Annotated in this window: 28 protein-coding genes and 1 other annotated feature; of the genes, 26 read left to right on the top strand and 2 right to left on the bottom strand. The window is 40.9% G+C overall.

The genetic code is table 11. The annotated features are described in order from the left end of the window. The first annotated feature begins 6 nt into the window (after positions 1–6). Both M9H69_RS06370 and M9H69_RS06365 read left to right on the top strand, forming a co-directional pair. A complete protein-coding gene (locus M9H69_RS06370) occupies positions 7–222 on the top strand; it encodes a YozE family protein (RefSeq protein WP_009066924.1) in 216 nt (71 codons plus the stop codon). Positions 223–302: 80 nt separating this feature from the next. Continuing rightward, a complete protein-coding gene (locus M9H69_RS06365) occupies positions 303–1,289 on the top strand; it encodes a PhoH family protein (protein ID WP_250315116.1) in 987 nt (328 codons plus the stop codon). Between the two features lie 57 nt (positions 1,290–1,346). On the opposite strand, the gene ald is transcribed toward M9H69_RS06365, so the two are convergent. After that, complete coding sequence (ald, locus tag M9H69_RS06360; RefSeq protein WP_250315115.1) at positions 1,347–2,459, bottom strand: alanine dehydrogenase; 1,113 nt, start codon at positions 2,457–2,459, stop codon at positions 1,347–1,349. Between the two features lie 176 nt (positions 2,460–2,635). Here ald and M9H69_RS06355 point away from each other — a divergent pair, with 176 nt between their 5' ends. The 24 genes from M9H69_RS06355 to M9H69_RS06240 all read left to right on the top strand — a co-directional run bounded on the left by M9H69_RS06355 (position 2,636) and on the right by M9H69_RS06240 (position 23,906). Continuing rightward, complete coding sequence (locus M9H69_RS06355) at positions 2,636–3,205, top strand: GNAT family N-acetyltransferase (protein ID WP_084875437.1); 570 nt, start codon at positions 2,636–2,638, stop codon at positions 3,203–3,205. 66 nt (positions 3,206–3,271) lie between these two features. Further along, positions 3,272–3,922, top strand: coding sequence for a helix-hairpin-helix domain-containing protein (locus M9H69_RS06350; protein ID WP_250315113.1), 651 nt, complete (start codon positions 3,272–3,274; stop codon positions 3,920–3,922). Next, positions 3,906–6,146: a DNA internalization-related competence protein ComEC/Rec2 gene (locus M9H69_RS06345; RefSeq protein ID WP_250315111.1), complete on the top strand. Its 2,241-nt coding sequence runs from the start codon at positions 3,906–3,908 to the stop codon at positions 6,144–6,146. The genes M9H69_RS06350 and M9H69_RS06345 overlap by 17 nt, the downstream gene beginning before the upstream one ends. 72 nt (positions 6,147–6,218) lie before the next feature. Then, positions 6,219–6,350, top strand: a sequence feature (ribosomal protein L20 leader region). Positions 6,351–6,365: 15 nt separating this feature from the next. After that, positions 6,366–6,896 carry a translation initiation factor IF-3 gene (infC, locus tag M9H69_RS06340; RefSeq protein WP_000848184.1) on the top strand — a complete coding sequence of 177 codons (531 nt, stop codon included), beginning with the start codon at positions 6,366–6,368 and terminating at the stop codon, positions 6,894–6,896. A gap of 32 nt (positions 6,897–6,928) precedes the next feature. Continuing rightward, entirely contained in the window at positions 6,929–7,129 is a 201-nt protein-coding gene (gene rpmI, locus M9H69_RS06335) for a 50S ribosomal protein L35 (protein WP_001125942.1), read from the top strand. A gap of 51 nt (positions 7,130–7,180) precedes the next feature. Beyond that, a complete protein-coding gene (gene rplT, locus M9H69_RS06330) occupies positions 7,181–7,540 on the top strand; it encodes a 50S ribosomal protein L20 (RefSeq protein WP_000124834.1) in 360 nt (119 codons plus the stop codon). A 58-nt stretch (positions 7,541–7,598) separates the two neighbouring features. Continuing rightward, positions 7,599–7,979, top strand: a complete 381-nt coding sequence (gloA, locus tag M9H69_RS06325; RefSeq protein ID WP_000157148.1) for a lactoylglutathione lyase — start codon at positions 7,599–7,601, stop codon at positions 7,977–7,979. Between the two features lie 247 nt (positions 7,980–8,226). After that, positions 8,227–9,027 carry a dihydroorotate dehydrogenase electron transfer subunit gene (locus M9H69_RS06320; RefSeq protein WP_250315110.1) on the top strand — a complete coding sequence of 267 codons (801 nt, stop codon included), beginning with the start codon at positions 8,227–8,229 and terminating at the stop codon, positions 9,025–9,027. After that, positions 8,990–9,976: a dihydroorotate dehydrogenase gene (locus tag M9H69_RS06315; RefSeq protein ID WP_250315109.1), complete on the top strand. Its 987-nt coding sequence runs from the start codon at positions 8,990–8,992 to the stop codon at positions 9,974–9,976. The genes M9H69_RS06320 and M9H69_RS06315 overlap by 38 nt, the downstream gene beginning before the upstream one ends. A gap of 110 nt (positions 9,977–10,086) precedes the next feature. After that, positions 10,087–12,339 carry a glucosaminidase domain-containing protein gene (locus M9H69_RS06310; protein WP_250315108.1) on the top strand — a complete coding sequence of 751 codons (2,253 nt, stop codon included), beginning with the start codon at positions 10,087–10,089 and terminating at the stop codon, positions 12,337–12,339. A 171-nt stretch (positions 12,340–12,510) separates the two neighbouring features. Further along, positions 12,511–13,560, top strand: coding sequence for a DNA/RNA non-specific endonuclease (locus tag M9H69_RS06305; RefSeq protein ID WP_250315107.1), 1,050 nt, complete (start codon positions 12,511–12,513; stop codon positions 13,558–13,560). Between the two features lie 114 nt (positions 13,561–13,674). Beyond that, complete coding sequence (locus tag M9H69_RS06300; RefSeq protein WP_084872919.1) at positions 13,675–14,490, top strand: EbhA; 816 nt, start codon at positions 13,675–13,677, stop codon at positions 14,488–14,490. A 114-nt stretch (positions 14,491–14,604) separates the two neighbouring features. Then, on the top strand, positions 14,605–14,841 hold the full coding sequence (locus M9H69_RS06295; RefSeq protein ID WP_000141916.1) for a DUF2829 domain-containing protein: 237 nt from the start codon (positions 14,605–14,607) through the stop codon (positions 14,839–14,841). Beyond that, positions 14,834–15,532 carry a 3-oxoacyl-ACP reductase gene (locus M9H69_RS06290; RefSeq protein ID WP_084872921.1) on the top strand — a complete coding sequence of 233 codons (699 nt, stop codon included), beginning with the start codon at positions 14,834–14,836 and terminating at the stop codon, positions 15,530–15,532. The genes M9H69_RS06295 and M9H69_RS06290 overlap by 8 nt, the downstream gene beginning before the upstream one ends. A gap of 36 nt (positions 15,533–15,568) precedes the next feature. Further along, the gene (locus tag M9H69_RS06285) at positions 15,569–15,904 is read left to right on the top strand and encodes a hypothetical protein (protein WP_084872923.1); all 336 of its coding nucleotides are present in this window, start codon (positions 15,569–15,571) and stop codon (positions 15,902–15,904) included. A 17-nt stretch (positions 15,905–15,921) separates the two neighbouring features. After that, positions 15,922–16,344, top strand: coding sequence for an SMI1/KNR4 family protein (locus tag M9H69_RS06280; RefSeq protein ID WP_033584059.1), 423 nt, complete (start codon positions 15,922–15,924; stop codon positions 16,342–16,344). A 17-nt stretch (positions 16,345–16,361) separates the two neighbouring features. Beyond that, a complete protein-coding gene (locus tag M9H69_RS10385) occupies positions 16,362–16,517 on the top strand; it encodes a hypothetical protein (protein WP_193432074.1) in 156 nt (51 codons plus the stop codon). 241 nt (positions 16,518–16,758) lie between these two features. Beyond that, positions 16,759–17,130 (top strand): Imm51 family immunity protein, encoded by a 372-nt coding sequence (locus M9H69_RS06270; protein WP_000568346.1) that lies wholly within the window; start codon positions 16,759–16,761, stop codon positions 17,128–17,130. A gap of 61 nt (positions 17,131–17,191) precedes the next feature. After that, the gene (locus M9H69_RS06265) at positions 17,192–17,797 is read left to right on the top strand and encodes a DUF6707 family protein (RefSeq protein WP_084872925.1); all 606 of its coding nucleotides are present in this window, start codon (positions 17,192–17,194) and stop codon (positions 17,795–17,797) included. A gap of 43 nt (positions 17,798–17,840) precedes the next feature. Next, complete coding sequence (locus M9H69_RS06260; RefSeq protein WP_250315106.1) at positions 17,841–18,689, top strand: putative PEP-binding protein; 849 nt, start codon at positions 17,841–17,843, stop codon at positions 18,687–18,689. Further along, on the top strand, positions 18,686–19,126 hold the full coding sequence (locus M9H69_RS06255; protein ID WP_084872927.1) for an ASCH domain-containing protein: 441 nt from the start codon (positions 18,686–18,688) through the stop codon (positions 19,124–19,126). The genes M9H69_RS06260 and M9H69_RS06255 overlap by 4 nt, the downstream gene beginning before the upstream one ends. Positions 19,127–19,247: 121 nt before the next feature. Further along, on the top strand, positions 19,248–21,794 hold the full coding sequence (locus M9H69_RS06250; protein ID WP_250315105.1) for a M1 family metallopeptidase: 2,547 nt from the start codon (positions 19,248–19,250) through the stop codon (positions 21,792–21,794). 110 nt (positions 21,795–21,904) lie between these two features. Continuing rightward, positions 21,905–22,579 (top strand): two-component system response regulator CiaR, encoded by a 675-nt coding sequence (ciaR, locus tag M9H69_RS06245; protein ID WP_000590630.1) that lies wholly within the window; start codon positions 21,905–21,907, stop codon positions 22,577–22,579. Beyond that, positions 22,569–23,906: a sensor histidine kinase gene (locus M9H69_RS06240; protein WP_084872931.1), complete on the top strand. Its 1,338-nt coding sequence runs from the start codon at positions 22,569–22,571 to the stop codon at positions 23,904–23,906. The genes ciaR and M9H69_RS06240 overlap by 11 nt, the downstream gene beginning before the upstream one ends. Positions 23,907–23,969: 63 nt before the next feature. Here M9H69_RS06240 and M9H69_RS06235 read toward each other — a convergent pair whose 3' ends face one another. Continuing rightward, entirely contained in the window at positions 23,970–24,254 is a 285-nt protein-coding gene (locus M9H69_RS06235) for a DUF3270 domain-containing protein (RefSeq protein WP_250315104.1), read from the bottom strand. Positions 24,255–24,384: the final 130 nt, after the last annotated feature.

Here is a 24,384-nt window from a genome sequence, read left to right as displayed (position 1 = left end):
AAAGAATTGAGAAAATCATTTTACAGTTGGCTCATGACTGAGCGCAATCCTAAAAGTAACAGTCCCAAAGCTATCTTGGCAGACCTCGCTTTTGAAGAGTCAGCCTTCCCAAAACACACGGATGATTTTGATGAGGTAAGTCGCTTTTTGGAGGAGCATGCCAGTTTCTCTTTTAACCTAGGAGACTTTGACGCCATCTGGCAAGAATACTTAGAACACTAGAGACAATGAGATGAGGCTAGTATTTTATTGTTCTCTTTGCTATAATAAAAAGAAATAAACGGATTAGAGAGGTTCTTTATTTGAAGGAACATTCAATAGACATTCAACTGAGTCATCCAGATGACTTGTTTCATCTTTTTGGATCCAACGAGCGCCATCTTCGTTTGATGGAAGAAGAGCTCGATGTGGTGATTCATGCCCGTACGGAGATTGTCCAGGTTTTGGGAGAAGAAGCTGCATGTGAGGAAACCCGTCAGGTTATCCAGGCCTTGATGGTTTTGGTGAATCGTGGGATGACAGTTGGGACGCCAGATGTGGTAACGGCTATTAGCATGGTCAAAAACGATGAAATCGACAAGTTTGTCGCCCTTTACGAAGAAGAAATTATCAAAGACAATACAGGGAAGCCGATTCGTGTCAAAACCTTAGGTCAAAAACTTTATGTGGACAGTGTCAAACAGCATGATGTGACCTTTGGAATCGGACCTGCAGGGACAGGGAAGACCTTTCTTGCAGTGACCTTGGCAGTGACAGCTCTTAAACGCGGGCAGGTCAAGCGAATTATCCTTACTCGTCCAGCAGTGGAAGCAGGTGAGAGTCTAGGATTTCTTCCAGGTGATCTCAAGGAGAAGGTGGATCCTTACCTTCGACCAGTTTACGATGCCTTGTATCAGATTCTCGGCAAAGATCAGACGACCCGTCTCATGGAGCGTGAAATTATCGAAATCGCGCCCCTTGCCTACATGCGTGGGCGGACCTTGGATGATGCCTTTGTCATTTTAGATGAAGCACAAAATACGACCATCATGCAGATGAAGATGTTCCTGACTCGTTTAGGCTTTAATTCGAAGATGATTGTCAATGGGGATATCAGTCAGATTGACCTGCCACGTAATGTCAAGTCCGGTTTGATTGATGCCCAAGAAAAGCTCAAGAACATCCACCAAATCGACTTTGTTCATTTTTCAGCCAAGGATGTGGTTCGTCATCCAGTTGTCGCTCAGATTATCCGAGCTTATGAACCAGCTCCAGCTAAAAATGAAGATAAGAAGGAAGAGACAGAATAGCAAAAGAAGAGCAGTTCCATTTAAACTGCTCTTCTTCTTTTTAATGAGTGTCCAGCTTTAAACAAGTTCGTCGATAGACGTGTGCTCTTTATCGAGGCCTTGGGCAACTGGCAGGCTGGTCAAGTAACCTTGATAAGTGGTCACACCTTGACGCAAGCCCTCATCTTCAGAGATTGCTTGTGCGAATCCTTTGCCAGCCAGAGCTTCGATATAAGGAAGAGTGACATTGGTTAGGGCGATGGTTGAAGTACGGGCGACCGCACCAGGGATATTGGCAACGGCATAGTGGAGAACACCGTGTTTCTCATAGACAGGCTCATCGTGCGTTGTCACACGGTCAGCTGTCTCGATAACACCACCTTGGTCAACGGCAACATCAACGATGACAGAGCCTGGACGCATTTGTTTGACCATCTCTTCTGTCACCAATTTCGGTGCTTTAGCACCAGGAATGAGAACTGCACCAATCACCACATCAGCATCTCTCACACTTGCTTCGATGTTGAAAGAATTTGACATAAGAGTTTGAATTTGGTTTCCAAAGACTTCTTCAAGAACTGAGAGACGTTTCGCACTGATATCTAAAATAGTCACTTGAGCACCAAGTCCAAGGGCGATGCGGGCAGCATGTGTCCCAACGACACCACCACCGATGATGGTTACTTTTCCTTTTGGAACACCCGGCACACCACCTAGTAGGACACCAGAACCACCAGCTTGCTTAGTAAGGAAGTGGGCTCCGATTTGAACAGCCATACGACCTGCAACCTCACTCATAGGAACGAGGAGCGGTAGTTGTCCTTGATTGTCACGAACAGTTTCATAGGCAATTCCTGTTGTTTTGGCTGTTAACATAGCATCTGCTAATTCTGGAGCAGCGGCCATGTGCAAATAGGTGAAGAGGAGAAGATCGTCTCGCAAATAACCGTATTCAGAAGCTAGTGGTTCTTTTACTTTCACGACTAACTCGGCAGCCCAGGCATCAGCAGCAGTAGCGACAATCTCAGCTCCTTGCTTTTGATAGTCCGCATCAGTAAATCCTGAACCGAGACCAGCATTTGTTTCGATGAGAACACGATGTCCACGACTGACTAAACTGTGGACGCCAGCAGGAGTGAGGGCAACACGGTTTTCATTATTTTTAATTTCTTTTGGGATTCCGATTAACATAGAGATAACCTACCTTTCAATTGACGGTCTTGTTTTGGTTGTCACATTCCAGTTCATAAATCAAAAATGTGATGGTTTTATTGTATATGAAACCGCTTCAAAAATCAAGAAAAACTTGTTATCAAAATTTATTTATGCTAGACTAGTGGGAATCAAGCTTTAATGGAGGGAAAAGTATGGAATCAATATTTGTGAAATTTGCCCAGTATCCGTCTATAGAAACAGAGCGTTTGTTGCTCCGACCTGTAACCTTGGATGATGCGGATGCTATGTTTCAGTATGCCTCAGACAGAGAAAATACGCGCTACACTTTTCCAACCAATCAAAGCTTGGAAGAAACCAAGAATAACATCGCTCAGTTCTACTTGGCCAATCCCTTGGGACGATGGGGAATCGAACTAAAAAGCAATGGTCAGTTTATCGGTACCATTGACCTGCACAAGATTGATCCTGTTCTTAAAAAAGCAGCTATTGGCTACATTATCAATAAAAAGTATTGGAATCAAGGATTGACAACAGAAGCCAATCGAGCCGTGATTGAGCTGGCTTTTGAGAAGATTGGGATGAACAAGTTAGTTGCTTTATACGATAAGGATAATCCGGCGTCAGGAAAGGTCATGGAGAAATCAGGCATGCGCTTTTCCCACGAAGAAGCTTATGCTTGTATGGACCAGCATGAAAAAGGACGAATCGTTACAAGAGTTCATTATGTCTTGACCAAGGAAGATTATTTTGCAAATAAATAAGCAGTTGAAAAGAAATTTTCGACTGTTTTTTCTTACTCTTACGAATAACATAAGAGAGGAGAAAATATGGAAGCAATTATCGAGAAAATCAAAGAGTATAAAATCATTGTCATTTGTGCTGGTTTAGGTTTGGCTTTGGGCGGATTTCTCCTGCTAAAGCCAAGCTCCCAAACTCCCGCAAAGGAGACTAATCTACAGGTTGAAGTTGCCGCTGTTTCAAAGGATTCATCTTCTGAAAAAGAAGTAAAGAAGGAAGAAAAGGAAGAGTCTCCTGAACAAGATTTGATTACAGTAGATGTCAAAGGTGCTGTTAAATCTTCAGGAATTTATGATTTGCCAGTAGGTAGTCGTGTTCATGATGCCGTTCAGAAGGCGGGTGGCTTGACAGAAGAAGCAGACAGTAAGTCGCTCAATCTCGCTCAGAAAGTCAGTGACGAGGCTCTTGTCTATGTTCCAACTAAGGGAGAAGAAGTAGCTAGTCAGCAGGCTGCCTCTGGAACGACTCCTTCGTCAAGTAAAGAAAAGAAGGTCAACCTCAATAAAGCTAGTCTGGAAGAACTCAAGCAGGTCAAAGGCTTGGGAGGAAAACGAGCTCAGGATATTATCGACCATCGCGAGGCAAATGGGAAATTCAAGTCGGTAGATGAATTAAAGAAAGTATCTGGCATTGGCGCTAAGACCATAGAAAAGCTAAAAGATTATGTTACAGTGGATTAAGAATTTCCCTATCCCCCTAATCTATCTGAGTTTTCTGTTACTCTGGCTTTACTACGCCATTTTTGGAGCGTCCTATCTCGCACTGCTAGGTTTTGTTTTTTTGCTCGTCTGTCTCTTTTTCCAATTTCCTTGGAAATCGGCTAGTAGAGTTCTAGCGATTTGTGGACTCTTTGGCTTTTGGTTTCTGTTTCAAACTTGGCAACAGACACAAGCTAGTCAAGACTTAGTCGCTTATGTTGAAAAGGTGAGGATTTTTCCAGATACTATCAAAGTCAATGGAGATAGCCTGTCCTTTCGGGGCAAGGCCGACGGACGCACCTTCCAAGTTTACTATAAACTCCAGTCCGAGGAAGAGAAAGAGCACTTTCAGGCCTTAACAGATCTTCATGAGATTGAACTAGAAGGAAAACTGTCCGAGCCAGAAGGGCAGAGGAATTTTGGTGGATTTGACTACCAAGCCTATCTGAAAACTCAAGGGATTTACCAGACACTGACTATCAAGAGCATCCAGTCACTTAAAAAAGTTAGCAGTTGGGATATAGGTGAAAATTTGTCGGCTTTACGTCGAAGGGCTGTAGTTTGGATCAAGACGCACTTTCCAGACCCTATGCGCAATTATATGACGGGGCTCTTGCTGGGACATTTGGACACGGACTTTGAGGAGATGAATGAGCTTTATTCCAGTCTAGGAATTATCCATCTCTTTGCCTTGTCGGGTATGCAGGTGGGCTTTTTCATGGATGCCTTTAAGAAACTCCTCTTACGATTGGGCTTGACCCAAGAAAAGTTGAAGTGGCTGACTTATCCCTTTTCTCTTATCTATGCTGGTCTGACAGGATTTTCAGCATCGGTCATTCGCAGTCTCTTGCAAAAGTTACTGGCCCAACATGGCTACAAGGGCTTGGATAATTTTGCCTTAACAGTCCTTGCCCTCTTTATCATCATGCCCAACTTTTTCTTGACAGCTGGAGGGGTTTTGTCCTGTGCCTACGCCTTTATCTTGACCATGACCAGCAAAGAAGGGGAGGGGCTCAAGGCTGTTGCCAGAGAAAGTCTGGTCATTTCTTTAGGAATATTGCCCCTTTTATCCTTCTATTTTGCAGAATTTCAACCTTGGTCAATTCTCTTAACCCTTGTCTTTTCCTTTCTGTTTGACTTGGTATTCTTACCACTTTTGTCCATCTTATTCATCCTGTCTTTTGTTTACCCAGTCACTCAGCTTAACCTTGTCTTTGAATGGTTGGAGGACATCATTCGCTTGGTATCGCAGATGGCAAGCAGGCCCTTGGTCTTTGGACAACCCAACGCATGGCTTTTGATTCTACTCTTAGTTTCATTGGCCTTGGTCTATGACTTTAGGAAAAATATCAAAAGAGTAGCAGGGTTCAGCCTCTTTATAGTGGGACTCTTTTTCTTAACCAAACACCCGCTGGAAAATGAAATCACCATGCTGGATGTAGGGCAGGGAGAAAGCATTTTTCTACGGGATGTAACTGGTAAAACCATTCTCATAGATGTGGGCGGAAAGGCAGAATCTGATAAGAAAATAGAGGATTGGCAAGAAAAATCGACGACTAGCAATGCCCAGAGGACCTTGATTCCCTATCTGAAAAGTCGCGGAGTATCCAAAATTGATCACTTAATTCTGACCAACACAGATAAAGAACATGTTGGAGATTTGCTGGAGATGACCAAGGCTTTCCATGTCGGGGAAACTTTAGTATCAAAGGGAAGTCTGACACAAAAGGAATTTGTAGCGGAACTACAAGCGACTCAAACCAAGGTGCGCAGTGTGACAGCAGGGGAGAACTTACCAATTTTTGGCGGTTACTTAGGAGTCCTATCTCCAAGGAAGATTGGAGATGGAAGTTATGATGATTCTCTCCTTCTTTATGGAAAACTCTTGGATAAGCACTTTCTCTTTACTGGAAATTTGAAGGAGAAGGGAGAGAAAGAACTTTTAAAGCAATACCCTACCTTAGAGGTGGATATCTTGAAGGCAGGTCAACATGGTTCAAAGACTTCATCTAGTCCAGCTTTTTTAGAGAAGCTCAAACCGCAAATTACTCTCATTTCAGTGGGCAAGAACAATAGTGCCAAACTACCTCATCAGGAAACCTTGGAACGACTAGAAAGCATCAAGAGTAAGATTTACCGAACTGACCAGAACGGAGCCATTCGCTTTAAAGGATGGAATAGTTGGCGAATGGAAAGTGTTCGATAAAATAGACAAACTTTTTGAAAAAATGACTTTTTATCTTGACAAGGGATAGAAAACTTGGTATCATATAAAAGTTGAGAAAAGCAGAAGTGAGAGCTTCTCGCCTTGTGACATCAAGTTGCCTGGCCCTACGGATGAAAAGTTTCTAAGAAACGCTATCATAACGTGCGGGCTTGTATTATTACGAGCCCGCTATTGTTTTTCTCTAATAATAAAAAAGAGGTGAAAACCATAGCAAAGCAAGACTTATTCATCAATGATGAAATTCGTGTACGTGAAGTTCGCTTGATCGGTCTTGAGGGAGAACAGCTAGGCATCAAGCCACTCAGCGAAGCGCAAGCATTGGCTGATAGTGCAAATGTTGACTTAGTATTGATTCAACCCCAAGCAAAACCACCTGTTGCTAAGATTATGGACTACGGTAAGTTCAAATTTGAGTATCAGAAAAAGCAAAAAGAACAACGTAAAAAACAAAGTGTTGTTACTGTGAAAGAAGTTCGTCTGAGTCCAACTATTGACAAGGGTGACTTTGACACAAAACTTCGCAATGCACGCAAGTTCCTTGAAAAAGGAAATAAAGTTAAGGTATCCATTCGCTTTAAAGGGCGTATGATTACCCATAAAGAGATTGGTGCAAAAGTTTTAGCCGAGTTTGCTGAAGCAACACAAGATATTGCGATCATCGAACAACGAGCTAAGATGGATGGACGCCAAATGTTCATGCAGTTGGCGCCAGCAACTGACAAAAAATAATTGTCAGAAAGTTAAATAAAGGAGAAAAAATCATGCCAAAACAAAAAACACACCGCGCATCAGCTAAACGTTTCAAACGTACAGGTTCTGGTGGACTTAAACGTTTCCGTGCTTACACTTCTCACCGTTTCCACGGAAAAACTAAGAAACAACGTCGTCATCTTCGTAAAGCATCTATGGTGCATTCAGGAGATTTCAAACGTATCAAAGCAATGCTTACTCGCTTGAAATAATAGCCTAACAGTAAGTAAACAATTCTAGGAAATATTTGGAGGAAATAAAACATGGCACGTGTTAAAGGTGGCGTTGTATCACGCAAACGTCGTAAACGTATTCTTAAATTAGCAAAAGGTTACTATGGAGCTAAACACATCTTGTTCCGTACTGCAAAAGAACAAGTAATGAACTCTTACTACTATGCATACCGTGACCGTCGTCAAAAGAAACGTGACTTCCGCAAATTGTGGATCACTCGTATCAACGCGGCAGCTCGTATGAACGGACTTTCATACTCACAATTGATGCATGGTTTGAAATTGGCTGAAATCGAAGTTAACCGTAAAATGCTTGCTGACTTGGCTGTTAACGATGCAGCAGCTTTCACAGCTCTTGCAGATGCAGCTAAAGCAAAACTTGGTAAATAATAATTGATAAGACTGGAACAGGATTGTCCCAGTCTTTTTAAAAATAAAGGAGAAAGCTATGGCTTCAAAAATGCTACACACTTGCTTGCGAGTAGAAAACCTTGAAAAATCAATTGCATTCTATCAAGATGCTTTCGGTTTTAAAGAATTGCGTCGCAGAGATTTTCCGGACCATGCCTTCACGATTGTCTATCTAGGACTTGACGGTGATGACTACGAGTTGGAATTGACCTATAACTATGACCACGGCCCTTATGTGGTTGGAGATGGCTTTGCCCATATCGCCCTCAGTACACCTGACCTTGAGGCCCTACATCAAGAACATAGTGCGAAAGGCTATGAGGTTACAGAGTCAAAAGGCCTACCTGGAACCCCACCAAACTATTACTTTGTCAAGGATCCTGATGGCTACAAGGTCGAAGTCATTCGTGAAAAATAATCGAGTGAAGTCAAGTAGAATGTTCGTTTTCTGCTTGACTTTTTTTCTTTGAAAGAGTATACTAATACAAATTTAACCTTTAAGGGGAGTCCAGAGAGACTCACAAGGTGTCAGATAAAAGGGATAAGGGGACTCTCTGTGGAGACTTTTTAAGTGTGCGCATGAGTTCTAGCCTAACCTAACTGAGACCTTGCTATAGCAAGGTCTTTTCTTTATCTGGTCCCCTTAAATTTAAGGAGGAAAAGTCATGAATCCCACATGTAAGAAGCGTATGGGTGCGATTCGTATGGAAAGCATGAAGGTGGTCGCACAGGAGGAAATCGCGCCAGCAATCTTTGAATTAGTCCTAGAAGGAGAAATGGTTGAAGCCATGCGAGCAGGTCAATTTCTCCATCTGCGTGTGCCTGATGATGCCCATCTCTTGCGTCGTCCTATTTCAATTTCATCTATTGACAAGGCTAAGAAGCAGTGTCATCTCATTTATCGGATTGAGGGAGCTGGAACCGCTATTTTTTCAACATTAAGTCAGGGAGATACTCTTGATGTGATGGGACCTCAGGGGAATGGTTTTGACTTGTCTGATTTAGGCAATCAGAGTCAAGTTCTCCTCGTTGGTGGTGGGATTGGTGTTCCGCCCTTGCTCGAAGTAGCCAAGGAATTACATGCGCGTGGGGTGAAAGTAGTGACAGTCCTCGGTTTTGCCAACAAGGATGCTGTTATTCTCGAAACCGAATTGGCCCAATATGGTCAGGTATTTGTAACGACAGATGATGGTTCTTATAGCATCAAGGGAAATGTTTCTGTTGTTATCAATGATTTAGACAGTCAATTTGATGCTGTTTACTCATGTGGGGCTCCGGGAATGATGAAGTACATCAATCAAACCTTTTATGATCATCCAAGAGCCTATCTATCTTTAGAATCTCGTATGGCTTGTGGTATGGGAGCTTGCTATGCCTGCGTTCTAAAAGTGCCAGATAGTGAGACCGTCAGCCAACGCGTCTGTGAAGATGGCCCTGTTTTTCGCACAGGAACAGTTGTATTATAAGGAGAAAGTCATGACTAACAAACGTTTACAAGTTTCTCTACCGGGCTTGGATTTGAAAAATCCCATCGTTCCAGCATCAGGCTGTTTTGGTTTCGGCCAAGAGTATGCCAAGTACTATGATTTAGACCTTTTAGGCTCCATTATGATCAAGGCAACGACACTTGAACCCCGTTTTGGGAATCCTACTCCCAGGGTGGCAGAAACGCCTGCAGGTATGCTCAATGCAATCGGTTTGCAAAATCCAGGTTTAGAAGCTGTTTTAGCTGAAAAGTTGCCTTGGCTGGAAAGAGAATATCCTACGCTTCCCATCATCGCCAATGTAGCAGGCTTTTCAAAACAAGAGTACGCTGCCGTTTCTCAGGGGATTTCCCAGGCAGCCAATGTAAAAGCTATAGAGCTCAATATCTCCTGCCCCAACGTAGATCACGGCAATCATGGCCTTCTGATTGGGCAAGATCCTGATCTAGCTTATGAAGTGGTAAAGGCAGCTGTGGAAGCCTCTGATGTGCCAGTTTATGTCAAACTAACCCCAAGCGTGACAGATATCGTCACCGTTGCAAAGGCAGCAGAAGATGCAGGGGCAAGTGGATTAACCATGATCAATACTCTAGTCGGTATGCGCTTTAATCTAAAAACCAGAAAACCAATCTTGGCCAATGGAACGGGTGGAATGTCAGGTCCAGCAGTCTTTCCAGTAGCCCTCAAACTCATCCGTCAAGTCGCCCAAACAACAGACCTTCCCATTATTGGAATGGGAGGAGTGGATTCGGCAGAAGCTGCTTTAGAAATGTATCTGGCTGGAGCGTCTGCCATCGGAGTTGGAACAGCCAACTTTACCAATCCTTATGCCTGTCCTGATATCATCGAACATTTACCAAAAGTCATGGACAAATATGGCATTAGCAGCTTGGAAGATCTCCGTCAGGAAGTCAAAGCCAGTCTGAGATAAGCTAGACACTCCTTATCGTCAACAAGAAATAGAATCTTCATCAATTTGTAATATTTCCGTTGGTTAACTATGTTACAATAGGGTTTAGAAAACGTTATTGGAGCATTTAAATGAAACGATGGAAAGTGGCCCTAGTAAGTGCTGGCTTATTGGGGTGTTTTTTTACTGTAGTAGAAACAGCAAAAGCAGATGAAGGGACTTGGCAAGGAAAGACCTACCTCAAAGCTGATGGAAAACAAGTAACCAACCAATGGATCTTTGACCAAACGTATCAGAATTGGTTTTATCTTAAGGCTGATGGACAACGTGCAGAAAACGGCTGGCTGACTGTTGGTGATAAGGATTACTATTTTAACGAAGCTGGAAAATTAGCTACAAAAACGTGGATTAACCAGTACTATGTAGCTGAAAGTGGTACTAAGGTCAAGAATCAATGGGTGTTTGACCAAGAAAAACAATCTTGGTATTATCTCAAGTCTGATGGTCAGAAAGCTCAAAATGAGTGGATCCAACAAGGTCAGGAAAAATATTACCTTAAAGAAGATGGGAAAATGGCCAAAGATGAGTGGGTCACTCAAGGTGGAAACCAATACTACGTTAATTCTCAAGGTAAAATGCTGAAAAGTACTTGGCTTGGTAAGAACTATTTGTCAGAAAATGGTAATAAGGTCAAACAAGGTTGGATTTATGATGATAACTATAGCAGTTGGTTCTACATTCAACAAGATGGTACCTATGCTGAAAATGGCTGGCAAACCATAGATGGAAAGGACTACCATTTCAAATTTGGAGGCTATCTTTCTACCGAGCGCTGGATTGGCCGCTTCTATGTTGCAAAGAGTGGAGCCAAACTGAAATCCGAATGGCTCTTTGATAAGAATTACGATTCTTGGTTTTACTTGAAAGCAGACGGTAGCTATGCCGAAAAAGGCTGGGAAACGATTAAAGGTAAAGATTACCATTTCAAATTTGGAGGCTATCTTTCCACTGAACGTTGGATTGACCGCTTCTATGTTGCAAAGAGTGGAGCTAAACTGAAATCCGAATGGCTCTTTGACAAAAATTATAACTCGTGGTTTTACTTGAAAGCAGACGGAACCTATGCTGAAAAAGGCTGGGAAACGATCAAAGGCAAGGATTACCATTTCAAATCCGGTGGCTACCTCTCCACAGAAACTTGGATTGACCGCACCTATGTGACGAGCAGTGGAGCAAAAGCAGGTAAAGGTTGGCTCTTTGATAAGAATTATAACTCTTGGTTCTATATCAACTCTGATGGGAATTATGTTGATAAAGAATGGATCTGGGATAATGGTTATTACTATCTCAAATCTGGCGGTTATATGGCTGCGAGTGAGTGGGTATGGTACAAGAATAACTGGTTCTACCTCAAGTCAAATGGGAAGATGGCTGAGAAAGAGCTTATCTACGATTCATCCGATCAATCATGGTACTACCTTAAATCAGGCGGTTACATGGCAAAAAACGAGACTGTAGATGGTCATACCTTGGATGCTTCCGGTAAATGGCATGTTGCGGATAAAACCAAATATTACAAAGTTAAACCAATCACAGCCTATGTCTATAGTGCATCTGGAGATATCTTGAGTTACATTAACCAAGGAAGCATCGTTTCACTGGATAGCTCGACGCGAAAAGGTGGCCGACTTGCAGTTTCGATTTCTGGCTTGTCTGGCTATATGAATCAAAGTGATTTGACAGCAGTGGATGAAGGAAGCGAGTTTATCCCTCATTATACTAGTGATGGGAAATTCCTCTACCATGAACTCTCTCCTTACACGAGTATCAAAGTAGCTCCACACACATCTGCTATGGTTATTGGTAAGAAGTACTACTCAACTGATGGTGAGCATTTTGACGGCTTTACCATTAAAAATCCTTTCCTCTATAAAAACTTGAGAGAACCAAGTAATTATAGTGCAGCTGAATTGGATAAACTGTATTCGATGATGAACTTGCAGGATAGTCCTCTTGCGGGTAAAGGAGCGACTTTCAAAGAAGCTGAGGAACGCTATGGTGTCAATGCCCTTTACTTGATGGCTCATAGCGCTCTTGAAAGTTCATGGGGACGCAGTCAAATTGCCAGAGATAAGAACAACTTCTTTGGTATTGCGGCTTATGATACTAGCCCATATCTTTCAGCTAAGAGCTTTGATGATGTGGACAAAGGGATTCTCGGAGCGGCCAAGTGGATTCGTGAGAATTACATTGACTATGGCAGAGACCACCTTGGAAACAAGGCAACAGGAATGAATGTTCGCTATGCTTCCGATCCATACTGGGGTGAGAAAATAGCCAGCATCATGATGACCATCAACAGCAAACTTGGTGGGAAAGACTAATCAAAAGAACTTGACGGTAACTACTGAAAAGTGGTTATCGTTTTTGTTTTAGTTATTGGAGGAGAAATAGTATGATAACAGTCTCTTTATTCTTGAATAATTAACAAAATGATAGTAGAATGAAAGAGGGGATATTAATCTAATCACTATATAAAAATAAAGGAGATTTTTATGAAAAAGCTACTATCTTTCTCAATTGCCTTGCTTTCGATCACAACACTAGTTGCTTGTTCTGGACATAAGGTAGAATCAAAGGTTCCAGAAGAAAAAATTGAACAGAAGCAAATTAAGTTCGATGAGAAGTTGTTTAAAGAAGCTGGACTTTTGCCTTTTAAAAATGAAAAGCAGCTAGAACTTGGAGAATTGGATTCTAAATCACGCGCAACGGGTGCTCATATTCAACTTAAGGACAGAGATGAGCCAAATGAGAAGAGAGAGCCTAAGATAAGTTATAACCCGGTTGGTTGGCATAACTATAATTTTTACTATGGAGATGGTTCTAAAAAGGCATGGTTAATGAATCGAGGTCATTTGATTGGGTACCAGTTTAGTGGATTGAATGATGAAAAGAAAAACTTGGTTCCGATGACTAACTGGCTCAATGCTGGAAATTATTCTGGAACAGATAACACTAATCAAGAAAGCATGCTTTACTATGAAAATCGATTGGACTCCTGGTTGGCCAATCACCCAAACTACTATCTTGATTATAAGGTGACCCCAATCTATCAAAAAGATGAATTAATTCCGAGACAAATTGAATTACAGTATGTGGGAATTGATGAAAATGGTAAACTCTTGGAGATTAAGTTGGGTGGTAGTAAGGAAAAGGTTGATCAGTATTCTGTGACGCATGTTATTCTAGACAATGTTTCAGCTAATGCGGAAATCAACTATTTGGATGGTACTGCCAAAAATACAGTTGAAGATGCAAAGATAAAAGAAAAGGCTAAGAAGGAAGCTGAGGAAAAAGCCAAGAAGGAAGCTGAGGAAAAAGCCAAGAAAGAGGCTGAGGAAAAAGAAGCAGCTGAAAAGAAAGCAAAAGAAGAAGAGCAAGAAAAAGCTCGCCAAGCCGCACAAGAAAAGGAAGAAAGCCAGGAATCAAACTCGCAATCAACAAATTCAGGTGGCTACTTCAGAGATAGAAAAGGGAGATGGCACAGACCAAATGGTAAATTTGCTTCTAAGAAAGAAATCAGAGAAGCTGGATTGCAGTGGTAGGAAGAATTTAGTAGATATACAGTCAAAAAGCCGTTGGAAAACGGTTTTTTTGTTGCTTGTTTTGATGTATTATAGTAAAATTGTGAAGATGTTAAATACTTTTTGGAGATTGAAATGAAGAAAAAAATAATGATATTGTCAATGTGTCTCATCATAGGAATTTCTGGTCTGGGCTACTATTTCTTGTCCTATGCGCCACATCAAGCTGCTGTGACTAAGTTTGAAGATGTAGTAAAGGATTTAAATGAAAAAAATAAAGAAGTTGAAGATCAAATAGCTGAGGCTGAAAAGGTTATTGAGAATAATGAAGAACCTCTTGATTCTAAGACATTGGAAGAATTGAAATCAACTATAAAGGATAGCAAAGATTCACTTCGTAAAGTACCAGAAATGGAGAAAGCGACTGCTAAGATTGAGAAGCAAATTGAAGAATTAAGTCAACCATTAGATTATAGTGAAACAAAAAAGAATTTATCTGAAAAATTGATTCACTATCAAAATAGCATTCTTCAATTAAAACAAATTACAAATCCTTCAAGTTCTTTTATTGAAGAAAGACTCAAAGAAATTGAATCAATTACTGGAGTACAATCTGTTACGGAGGATAATGACCCTAATAAAAAATTAAATAAACAAGGTGGGTATACAGCGTCTGTATATTTTGTTGACAAGCAAGTGAATGAATCTGTAGAAGGCTCAGATATTGTTCAAAAAGGTAATGATGCTGGGGGAAATATAGAGGTTTATAAGACAAAAGAAGATGCAGAGAAACGCAATACTTATATTAGTGCTTTTGATGGAACTGCTTTGAATCCGGGATCACACTATGTTTATGGAACCATATTAATTCGCACTTCGCACCATTTAACAGGAACGCAACAGAAAGAACTGACTGAGAAAATCTACAATAAATTAATTGAACTGAAATAATAAAAAAAATTGGATAGCTATTTGTTTTATTGAACTAAGACACAGTCAAAAAGCCGTTGGAAAACGGTTTTTTGTTATAATTAATTGAAGAATGTAGAATTAAAGGAGAACACCATGACTTTTGAAGAAATCCTGCCTGGATTAAAGGCCAAGAAAAAATATGTACGAACTGGTTGGGGAGGAGCTGAAAACTATGTCCAACTCTTTGACACTATCGAACAAAACGGGGTTGAACTTGAAGTGACGCCTTATTTCCTCATCAACGTGTCAGGAGAAGGGGAAGGTTATTCCATGTGGAGCCCGACACCTTGTGATGTTTTAGCGACGGACTGGGTAGAAGTCCATGACTAGACGTGTATTGATGACGGGAGTAAGTTCAGGGATTGGTCTGGCTCAAGCTCGACTCTTTTTAGAGAAGGGGTATCAAGTTTATGGAGTTGACCAAGGTGAAAATCCCCTCTTAGAGGGTGATTTTCACTTTTTACAGAGAGATTTGACCTTGGACTTGGAGCCTATTTTTGACTGGTGTCCTTATGTGGATGTTTTGTGCAATACTGCAGGAGTTTTGGATGATTACAAACCCCTTTTGGATCAAACAGCGCAGGAAATTCAAGAGATTTTTGAAATCAACTACGTGACTCCTGTTGAGTTGACTCGCTATTATTTGACACAAATGCTGGAAAATAAAAAAGGAATCATTATCAATATGTGTTCGATTGCTTCGAGTCTGGCTGGCGGAGGTGGACACGCTTATACTTCTTCCAAACATGCCTTGGCTGGCTTCACCAAGCAGTTGGCTCTAGACTATGCAGAAGCTGGGATTCAGGTCTTTGGTATCGCTCCAGGAGCTGTTAAGACAGCTATGACTGCTACGGACTTTGAACCCGGTGGATTGGCTGACTGGGTGGCTAGTGAAACGCCAATCAAGCGCTGGATTGAGCCAGAGGAAGTAGCAGACCTTAGCCTTTTCTTAGCAAGTGGAAAAGCAAGCGCCATGCAAGGACAAATCCTGACGATTGATGGTGGCTGGTCTTTGAAGTAGCATAGTTGGTATTTAGTGAATATGTGGAGGTAAGCTATGAAAAGAGATGAGTTCGCATTTGTGTTACCAAGCCTCTATTATCAGTTTTTATCAGAATGGGACGAAGTGGATCCTTATGAGATTGGTGACTCAGGTATCTGTTTATATGCTAAGGAGGATCTCTTAGAGCGTAATGAGACCTATCAGATAGAAGTAGATGAACCAGACTTCTTTATGATTGGTCAAGAGGGAGATTTGGCCTACTTTATCAAGAAAAATGCTGATGATTGCATTTATGAAAATGATTTGGGTGCTTTGGGCTCTTTAGAAATGCAAAAAGTTTCTGCAACTGTCTATGACTTTATTGACAAGGTCTTAGAAGAAAGATTATAAAAACCGGAGGGATAATTATGCTGAGAGCAACAGATGCGAATGAGCCAATTACAAGAGAAGACCTTTTACAATTTGAGGAGAACCTTGGAAAGAAATTGCCGGAAGCCATGTTAAACTTTTATCTCAAGTACAATGGTGGTCAATCTTGTGTGTCTGGTGTTCATGATGACAAACATCTCTTTCCTTTCAATGCTTTTTATTCATTAGAGGAGATGGAGAAGGCCCTCAACTGGTTTGACGATGAGGTTGTTCCTGCTGGATTTCAGGCTAAAGACCTCCTTCATTTTGCCTATGATCCTGGGTCTGGAAACTATGCTCTGTCTCTAAGGGAAGAAGATTATGGCAAGGTTTACTACTATGTTTTAGAAGAAAGAGCTGAGATTTTTGGTCAATGGCTTTCATTTGAGGCTTTTCTGACTAGTTTTGTGGAAGGTGAGTAGAAATAAAAGGAGCAATCATGCGTAAACACCAATTCTTTTCACTAGCAGATATTTTAGAGCAAGTTAAGTTAGAACAATGTACTCAAGATGACTTTTGCCTCTATGACAATGATGAAGGGAATTTGGCTTTCGATAGTCTTTATTTTGGTGTCGGATTATCCAGTTGTAGTTGATGATAAAGATGTCTACCCTGTGGAAGTAGTAGAGAGAAATCTTAATCTGGTATATTATGGTGAGCATCTGATAGATGTCCTTCTAGTGCATTGGATGAAAAGCCAGACGCAAGCCCTGAATACTTGGTCGATGCCTTAATTTATTATAATCAACATGATACTTTTATTCCCTTTGCCTAGTAACTAAGCTGGATTTGCATAGTTCTATTAAACATAAGCGAATACAGTAAGGAGTCAAGAAATGATAGATTACAAAATGGTAAATAAAAAAATTTCACCTTTTAAATTTTTAGTCCATGATGAAGAGACACAAAGTGTTCGAGGGTCGCTCATTTATTATCCTGATGGAGAATACAGACAGGAAGTATTCGACACTCGGGAAGATGAGGGATTCGAAGGAAATGGATACGATTGGGCATCTCTTGCTTTGATATTTTTAGAGGAAAAAATGCCTGAATTAAGCGAATCTATTGACTTTGATCCAGAAGGAAGTATGTTTTGTGCCTATTCTTCCAATATTGATGCCTTAGCAACATTTGCTTTAGGTTTTAAGGAGTTTTGCGACGATTCTGAGTCTATGATAGACTTGTTTAGTCGAGCAGAGTTAGATTAGCTGATTAGAAAAGCTTTAACTACTAGATATTTGACTAGGGAAAAGACACAAAGGAGTTAAGATGAAGCTGATAGAAGTATTTGAGCTAGTGGAAAATCATTCTGATTTAAAACCCTATGTAGAAAAAATATTAAAAAAGTACAAGAAGACCAACTGTTCCTATCTTGAGTCTCTTAATCACCTTGCTTATTTACTCTATCTACATGGTCAAAAAGAACTAGCTAAAAAGTTGTTAGATATTTTGCTACAAATTCCCTTTGAAGGAGATTATAATAGTTGGACCTTTGTTGAGAGTTCGATAGTCTTGTTGGCCTATATGGAAAAGCAGACGGAAAATCAGGTGTCCATCTATCAAAATCTCCTTTTAAGTCCACTAGATTCTGGGGAGGAATCAACTAGAAAAATAAGAAGGAGAGTACATCAGAGATTTTTGAATGGTGATACTTTGGAACAAAAGCTTGCAAAAATCGAGCAAGCTTCGACCTTTACATCTGAAATTGAATGGCGCTTACTTTACTTAGCAGACTTGTTAAAACTTCAGTTGTTTAGTGCGGAATCAACTCTGGACGAGGCGGATATCCAGTCTAAAATAGAAGAACAAATCGAAAGATTACAAAGCTTTATCAAGGAGCAAGGTATTGTTAGCCTTTTCCCTTTTAAGGGATGAGGAAGTGTGGCTAAATTTGAAGGATGGAAAGAGGTGAATGGCTATGAAAAACCAGCTAGCCCTTAGTGGAGAGCAAATTGTTGAAAAAGTTTACCCACAACTATTGCATCATGTTGGTATGATTCGTGGGGAATACTTACTGAGAGAGCTTAATCAAAACATCCTATTAGCAAGTTGTCAGCAATTTGTAAAAGATTATCTAGATACCATTTGCTCCTTGTACTCAGATGAAGAGGTTTGGTATCGTTTTTCAGAGTTAACAAATACAGAAGCTAATTGTTTAGAGGGGACTAAAGAGTATTTTGATGAAAATCATCCCTTATTTGGATATAGAGGGATAAGGCGTTTGCTGGCGTGTCCGAATGAATTTCAGGCTGAGGCACATGTCGTTACAGAAGTTTATCAAACCAATTCCAATCTGTCTCTTATTTTTCCTTTTGTCAATGATGCCGACCAATTAAAACAAGCTATTAGAGTATTGCGTGAGCATGGTTTTACTGGAAAAGTCGGTACAATGATTGAATTACCGTCAGCATATTTTGACTTGGATAGGATACTGGAAACTGGCATTTCAAAGATTGTAGTTGGAATGAATGATTTGACTTCTTTTGTTTTTGCGACTGTGAGAAACAGTCAATGGCATGATATGGAAAGTCCAATAATGTTAGATATGCTGAGAGATATGCAGGATAAAACAAGGATGAAAAAGATTGACTTTGCTGTAGCAGGCTATCTGAATGCTTCTTTCATACAAAAAACGAATCAGATGGGTATCAAGTGTATTATCCACTATAGTTCTATTCCAGAGATTTTTGATTTAGAGATTGATCATCCAGACCACCTCAAACGTGTAAAAGAAGTAAGTAAAAAATTACAAAGGAGTGATCTATGACACCGCAAGAAATGTGGAATATTTACAAGCAAATTAACCCCTCTATCGGAGATGAGATAGACGCCTGGGCTTTTGGAGTGGAAGCAGATCTCTTGGCAGATTTGGTTTTAAAAGGCGAAAAGACAGCAACCGCCTCAGTCTACGACCTCTACGCACTAGAAGACGAACCTCTTCCACAAGAAGGAACCTTCGATGTCATTTTAGACAGTCAAAATCAGGCTGTCTGCATTGTCGAAATTACCAAGGTTTCCGTTCAGCCTTTTCATCAAGTTTCTGCAGACCATGCCTACAAGGAAGGTGAGGGAGACAAATCTTTAGCCTATTGGCGCCAGGTTCATGAGGACTTTTTCACCGAGTGGATGAGGGAGGCTGGACTGACTTTTACACCTGACAGCAAGGTCGTTTTGGAAGAATTTCGTAAGGTCTACCCACTGTAGACTGCCAGAAGGAAGAAAGTTTTGGAAATTACCGTCCAATCCTTTTTTCTAAAGCAAAACATGATATAATAAGTTTGTTTGAAGAAGAGTAAAACTCTTAAACTTAGAATAGGAGAAAACTATGCAAGCAGTTGAACATTTTATTACCCAATTTGTTCCTGAACATTATGATTTATTTTTAGACTTGAGTCGTGAGACCAAGACCTTTTCTGGGAAGGTGACCATTACTGGTCAAGCACAGAGTGATCGTATTTCCCTTCACCAAAAAGACTTGGAAATCGCTTCTGTAGAAGTTGCGGGTCAAGCTCGTCCGTTTACAGTTGACCATGACAATGAAGCCCTTCATATCGAATTAGCTGAGGCTGGCAAAGTTGAAGTGGTTCTTGACTTTTCTGGTAAAATCACAGACAACATGACAGGGATTTACCCTTCTTACTACACAGTTGATGGTGTCAAGAAGGAGGTCTTGTCTACTCAGTTTGAAAGCCATTTTGCGCGTGAAGCCTTCCCATGTGTGGATGAGCCTGAAGCCAAAGCAACTTTTGACCTTTCTCTACGTTTTGACCAAGCAGAAGGTGAAGTTGCCTTGTCAAACATGCCAGAAATTGATGTTGAAAACCGTAAGGAAACAGGCATCTGGAAGTTTGAGACAACACCTCGCATGTCTTCTTACTTGTTGGCCTTTGTTGCTGGTGATTTGCAAGGGGTAACGGCTAAAACTAAAAACGGTACCCTCGTCGGTGTCTACTCAACGAAAGCCCACCCACTATCTAACCTTGATTTCTCACTAGACATCGCCGTTCGCTCGATCGAGTTTTACGAAGATTACTATGGAGTTAAGTATCCAATCCCTCAATCACTTCACATCGCCCTTCCTGACTTCTCAGCTGGTGCTATGGAAAACTGGGGTCTTGTGACTTACCGTGAAGTTTACTTGGTTGTAGATGAGAACTCAACCTTTGCTAGCCGTCAACAAGTTGCCCTAGTTGTAGCGCATGAGTTGGCCCACCAATGGTTTGGAAACCTCGTTACTATGAAATGGTGGGATGACCTCTGGCTCAATGAAAGCTTCGCTAACATGATGGAATACGTCTGTGTGGATGCCATCGAGCCAAGTTGGAATATCTTTGAAGATTTCCAAACAGGTGGTGTTCCAGCTGCGCTTAAACGCGATGCGACGGATGGTGTTCAGTCTGTTCATGTCGAAGTCAAACACCCAGATGAAATCAATACGCTCTTTGATGGCGCTATTGTCTATGCCAAAGGAAGCCGTCTCATGCATATGCTTCGTCGTTGGCTAGGTGATGCGGATTTTGCTAAAGGTTTGCATGCATACTTCGAAAAACACCAATACAGCAATACAATTGGTCGTGACCTTTGGAATGCCCTTGGTCAAGCATCAGGACGTGATGTCGCAGCCTTCATGGATTCTTGGTTGGAACAGCCTGGATATCCAGTTCTTACTGTCAAAGTTGAAAATGATGTCTTGAAGATTTCGCAAAAACAATTCTTTATCGGTGAGCATGAAGACAAGAACCGCCTCTGGGTTGTGCCACTCAACAGCAACTGGAAAGGCTTGCCAGATACACTCGAAACTGAAAGTATCGAAATTCCAGGCTATGCAGCTCTTTTTGCTGAAAATAAAGGAGCCCTTCGTCTCAACACTGAAAATACAGCCCACTACATTACCGACTATCAAGGAGACTTGTTAGAAGCTGTTCTTGCTGAGTTAGAGACACTTGATAACACAAGCAAACTGCAAATCGTTCAAGAACGCCGTTTGCTTGCTGAAGCGGGTCACATTTCTTATGCGGACTTGCTCCCAGTCCTTGATAAACTTGCTAAGGAAGAGTCTTACCTTGTGGTTTCAGCTGTTTCTCAAGTGATTTCTGCCCTTGAGCGCTTTATCGATGAAGGAACAGAGACTGAGAAAGCCTTTAATACACTCGTTGCTAAATTGGCTCGTCACAACTATGACCGTCTTGGTTTTGAAGCAAAAGATGGAGAATCAGATGAGGATGAATTGGTTCGTCAGTTGGCCGTTTCTATGATGATTCGCTCCAATGATGCAGAAGCTAGTCAAGTCGCTAGCCAAATCTTTGCAGCTCACAAGGAAAATCTTGCAGGACTTCCTGCAGCCATCCGTGCTCAAGTTCTCATCAATGAAATGAAACACCATGAGACCAAGGACTTGGTCGCAACTTATCTGGACCTCTACACTCATGCCACAGATGCTGTCTTCAAACGTCAGTTGGCAGCTGCTCTAGCATACAGTACAGATGCTGACAATATCCAAACCTTGATTAGTTCATGGAAGGATAAGTTTGTTGTGAAACCACAAGACTTGTCTGCTTGGTATTACCAGTTCCTAGATCATCAAACAACTCAAGAAACTGTTTGGGTATGGGCGCGTGAAAACTGGGATTGGATCAAGGCAGCTCTTGGTGGTGATATGAGCTTTGATAGCTTTGTTATCCTACCTGCCCATGTATTTAAGACTGAGCAACGCTTGGCAGAGTACAAGGAATTCTTTGAACCACAACTTTCTGACCTAGCTCTTAGCCGTAACATCCGTATGGGAATCAAGGAAATCGCAGCGCGTGTTGACTTGATTAAGCGTGAGAAAGCAGCAGTCGAAGCTGTTGTAGCTCAATATGCTAAAGCTTAATTCGTTCGAAATGTAAATAAAAAACTCAACTTTCTATCTGAAAACAAGAGAGAGTTGAGTTTTTTTTAAGGCAATTTTGGTATAATAATCATAACAAGGAGGAGTTTCTGATGATAAAAATCTTATTAGTAGAAGATGACCTAGGTCTGTCAAACTCAGTATTTGACTTTTTAGATGATTTTGCAGATGTCATGCAGGTCTTTGATGGAGAAGAAGGTCTCTACGAAGCTGAAAGTGGCGTCTATGACTTGATTTTGCTTGACCTGATGTTGCCTGAAAAAAATGGATTCCAAGTCTTGAAAGAGTTGCGCGAAAAAGGAATTACAACACCAGTCCTTATCATGACTGCTAAAGAGAGTTTGGATGATAAGGGACATGGATTTGAGTTGGGAGCGGATGACTACCTCACCAAACCTTTCTATCTAGAAGAACTCAAAATGCGGATTCAAGCCCTTCTCAAACGTTCAGGTAAGTTTAATGAAAACACATTGACCTATGGAGATATTGTCGTCAACCTTTCGACGAATGAAGTGAAAGTGGAAGATACTCCTGTAGAACTACTCGGAAAAGAGTTTGAGTTATTAGTTTACTTCCTTCAAAATCAAAATGTCATTCTTCCCAAGACGCAAATTTTTGACCGCCTATGGGGATTTGATAGCGATACGACGATTTCCGTCGTAGAAGTCTATGTTTCAAAAGTTCGTAAGAAACTGAAGGGTACAGCTTTTGCTGAGAATCTTCAAACCTTGCGTAGTGTCGGGTATATTTTAAAAGATGTTCAATAAACTAAAAAAAACATGGTATGCGGATGATTTCAGTTATTTTATTCGAAACTTTGGAGTGTTCACCCTGATCTTCTCTGCTATGACCTTGATTATCCTCCAGGTCATGCACTCGAGTCTCTACACTTCTGTAGATGAAAAACTCCAAGCTCTTAGTAGTAGTCCCCAAGCGGTTATCCAGTTAGCCCTGAATCGGGCAACTGAGGAAGTCAAGGATATTCAACCAGCAACAGCGGATGCCAGCAAGGCTGAAATCAAACCCAATGTCAGCTCCAATACGGAAGTCTTGCTCTTTGACAAGGATTTTAACCAACTCTTACTGGGCAATCGTTTTTTAGGTTTGGATAAGATCAAGCTGGATAAGAAAGAGTTGAATCACATTCGTCAAATCCAAGTTGTCAATAGCTACGGTCTGGAAGAAACCTACCGGATGATCTTGATGGAAACCAATTCATCCACTGTTTCAAGTAATGTCAAATATGCGGCAATCTTGATCAACACTAGTCAGCTTGAGCAGATTAGCCAAAACCATGAGCATTTAATCGTAGTGGTCATGGCCAGTTTCTGGCTCCTATCTTTAATTGCCAGTGTTTATCTGGCACGTGTCAGTGTCAAACCTCTGCTGGAAAGTATGCAAAAGCAGAAGTCCTTTGTCGAAAATGCCAGCCACGAACTGAGAACGCCTTTGGCCGTTTTACAAAATCGTTTAGAGACTCTCTTTCGAAAACCAGAGGCAACGATTATGGAATCCAGCGAAAGTATCGCTTCGAGTCTTGAAGAAGTTCGCAACATGCGTTTCCTCACGACCAATCTTCTCAACCTTGCACGTCGAGATGATGGAATCAAACCAGAAATAGCAGAAGTATCACCACAGTTTTTTAAGACTACCTTTGCCAACTATGAGTTGATTGCTTCTGAAAATGATCGTATTTTTGAGTATGAAAATCGGATTTATCGTTCTTTTATGACCGATCAGTTGCTTCTAAAACAGCTCATGACCATCTTATTTGATAATGCCATTAAGTATACTGAAGAAGATGGGAAAATTGAGTTTGTGGTCCATGCTACGGATCGCCACCTCTATCTATCCGTAACGGATAACGGAATTGGGATTTCAGCTGCCGATAAGAAGAAAATCTTTGACCGCTTTTATCGTGTAGACAAGGCGAGAACTCGTCAGAAAGGCGGTTTTGGTCTAGGTTTGTCTTTGGCCAAGCAAATTGTTGATGCCTTACGAGGAACGATTACCGTTAAAGATAACAAGCCTAGAGGAACAATTTTTGAAGTTAAGATTGCTATTCAATCTCCTCCCAAACGTAAGAATAAATAAAAAGACAGTTCTATAACTGTCTTTTTTGATAACTAGAAAAGAGGTTGGTACCACTACCAACCTTTATTTTGAAATTTTTCGTTTAATGATCTTTCGTTGGAGTTGGAGGAGTGCCAAGCTTGCCCCTATAGCAGCAACAAATGATAAAGCTGTGTTCAATTTTAAGGCTAAAAAGATAAAACTAAAAAACACCATAAAAATACAAAAACAAGCAATATTTACAAAAAATAAAATCTCTTTTAAATTGGAGCTAACAGGTGCTTCCAGTGAATAGTCTTGATAAAGCGGAGTTTGATTCGATTCGGGAGTTTGTTCAAACTCATAAGCTTCTAATTTTCTTGCGGGCATGATTCTCTCCTTAACAGTACATAACTATTTTATCATTTTTTATGCAGAGAATTATTACAGAATTGTTACAAAACTACTAAAGTCTCTTATCATCTTCTAAGTCACTCTTCTTGACACCCACTGGGGAAAG

The organism is Streptococcus oralis, from assembly GCF_023611505.1.
Lineage (GTDB): Bacteria > Bacillota > Bacilli > Lactobacillales > Streptococcaceae > Streptococcus > Streptococcus oralis_CT.
Note: the sequence above shows the minus strand (reverse complement) of the source record. Positions and strands in the feature narration are given on the sequence as shown.

Excerpts from the sequence above, each read along its gene's own strand:
- ald (WP_250315115.1), bottom strand. The coding sequence starts at position 2,459 with ATGTTAATCGGAATCCCAAAAGAAATTAAAAATAATGAAAACCGTGTT.
- M9H69_RS06355 (WP_084875437.1), top strand. The coding sequence starts at position 2,636 with ATGGAATCAATATTTGTGAAATTTGCCCAGTATCCGTCTATAGAAACA.
- M9H69_RS06350 (WP_250315113.1), top strand. The coding sequence starts at position 3,272 with ATGGAAGCAATTATCGAGAAAATCAAAGAGTATAAAATCATTGTCATT.
- M9H69_RS06345 (WP_250315111.1), top strand. The coding sequence starts at position 3,906 with ATGTTACAGTGGATTAAGAATTTCCCTATCCCCCTAATCTATCTGAGT.
- rpmI (WP_001125942.1), top strand. The coding sequence starts at position 6,929 with ATGCCAAAACAAAAAACACACCGCGCATCAGCTAAACGTTTCAAACGT.
- rplT (WP_000124834.1), top strand. The coding sequence starts at position 7,181 with ATGGCACGTGTTAAAGGTGGCGTTGTATCACGCAAACGTCGTAAACGT.
- gloA (WP_000157148.1), top strand. The coding sequence starts at position 7,599 with ATGGCTTCAAAAATGCTACACACTTGCTTGCGAGTAGAAAACCTTGAA.
- M9H69_RS06320 (WP_250315110.1), top strand. The coding sequence starts at position 8,227 with ATGAATCCCACATGTAAGAAGCGTATGGGTGCGATTCGTATGGAAAGC.
- M9H69_RS06315 (WP_250315109.1), top strand. The coding sequence starts at position 8,990 with ATGGCCCTGTTTTTCGCACAGGAACAGTTGTATTATAAGGAGAAAGTC.
- M9H69_RS06310 (WP_250315108.1), top strand. The coding sequence starts at position 10,087 with ATGAAACGATGGAAAGTGGCCCTAGTAAGTGCTGGCTTATTGGGGTGT.
- M9H69_RS06305 (WP_250315107.1), top strand. The coding sequence starts at position 12,511 with ATGAAAAAGCTACTATCTTTCTCAATTGCCTTGCTTTCGATCACAACA.
- M9H69_RS06300 (WP_084872919.1), top strand. The coding sequence starts at position 13,675 with ATGAAGAAAAAAATAATGATATTGTCAATGTGTCTCATCATAGGAATT.
- M9H69_RS06295 (WP_000141916.1), top strand. The coding sequence starts at position 14,605 with ATGACTTTTGAAGAAATCCTGCCTGGATTAAAGGCCAAGAAAAAATAT.
- M9H69_RS06290 (WP_084872921.1), top strand. The coding sequence starts at position 14,834 with ATGACTAGACGTGTATTGATGACGGGAGTAAGTTCAGGGATTGGTCTG.
- M9H69_RS06285 (WP_084872923.1), top strand. The coding sequence starts at position 15,569 with ATGAAAAGAGATGAGTTCGCATTTGTGTTACCAAGCCTCTATTATCAG.
- M9H69_RS06280 (WP_033584059.1), top strand. The coding sequence starts at position 15,922 with ATGCTGAGAGCAACAGATGCGAATGAGCCAATTACAAGAGAAGACCTT.
- M9H69_RS10385 (WP_193432074.1), top strand. The coding sequence starts at position 16,362 with ATGCGTAAACACCAATTCTTTTCACTAGCAGATATTTTAGAGCAAGTT.
- M9H69_RS06270 (WP_000568346.1), top strand. The coding sequence starts at position 16,759 with ATGATAGATTACAAAATGGTAAATAAAAAAATTTCACCTTTTAAATTT.
- M9H69_RS06265 (WP_084872925.1), top strand. The coding sequence starts at position 17,192 with ATGAAGCTGATAGAAGTATTTGAGCTAGTGGAAAATCATTCTGATTTA.
- M9H69_RS06260 (WP_250315106.1), top strand. The coding sequence starts at position 17,841 with ATGAAAAACCAGCTAGCCCTTAGTGGAGAGCAAATTGTTGAAAAAGTT.
- M9H69_RS06255 (WP_084872927.1), top strand. The coding sequence starts at position 18,686 with ATGACACCGCAAGAAATGTGGAATATTTACAAGCAAATTAACCCCTCT.
- M9H69_RS06250 (WP_250315105.1), top strand. The coding sequence starts at position 19,248 with ATGCAAGCAGTTGAACATTTTATTACCCAATTTGTTCCTGAACATTAT.
- ciaR (WP_000590630.1), top strand. The coding sequence starts at position 21,905 with ATGATAAAAATCTTATTAGTAGAAGATGACCTAGGTCTGTCAAACTCA.
- M9H69_RS06240 (WP_084872931.1), top strand. The coding sequence starts at position 22,569 with ATGTTCAATAAACTAAAAAAAACATGGTATGCGGATGATTTCAGTTAT.
- M9H69_RS06235 (WP_250315104.1), bottom strand. The coding sequence starts at position 24,254 with ATGCCCGCAAGAAAATTAGAAGCTTATGAGTTTGAACAAACTCCCGAA.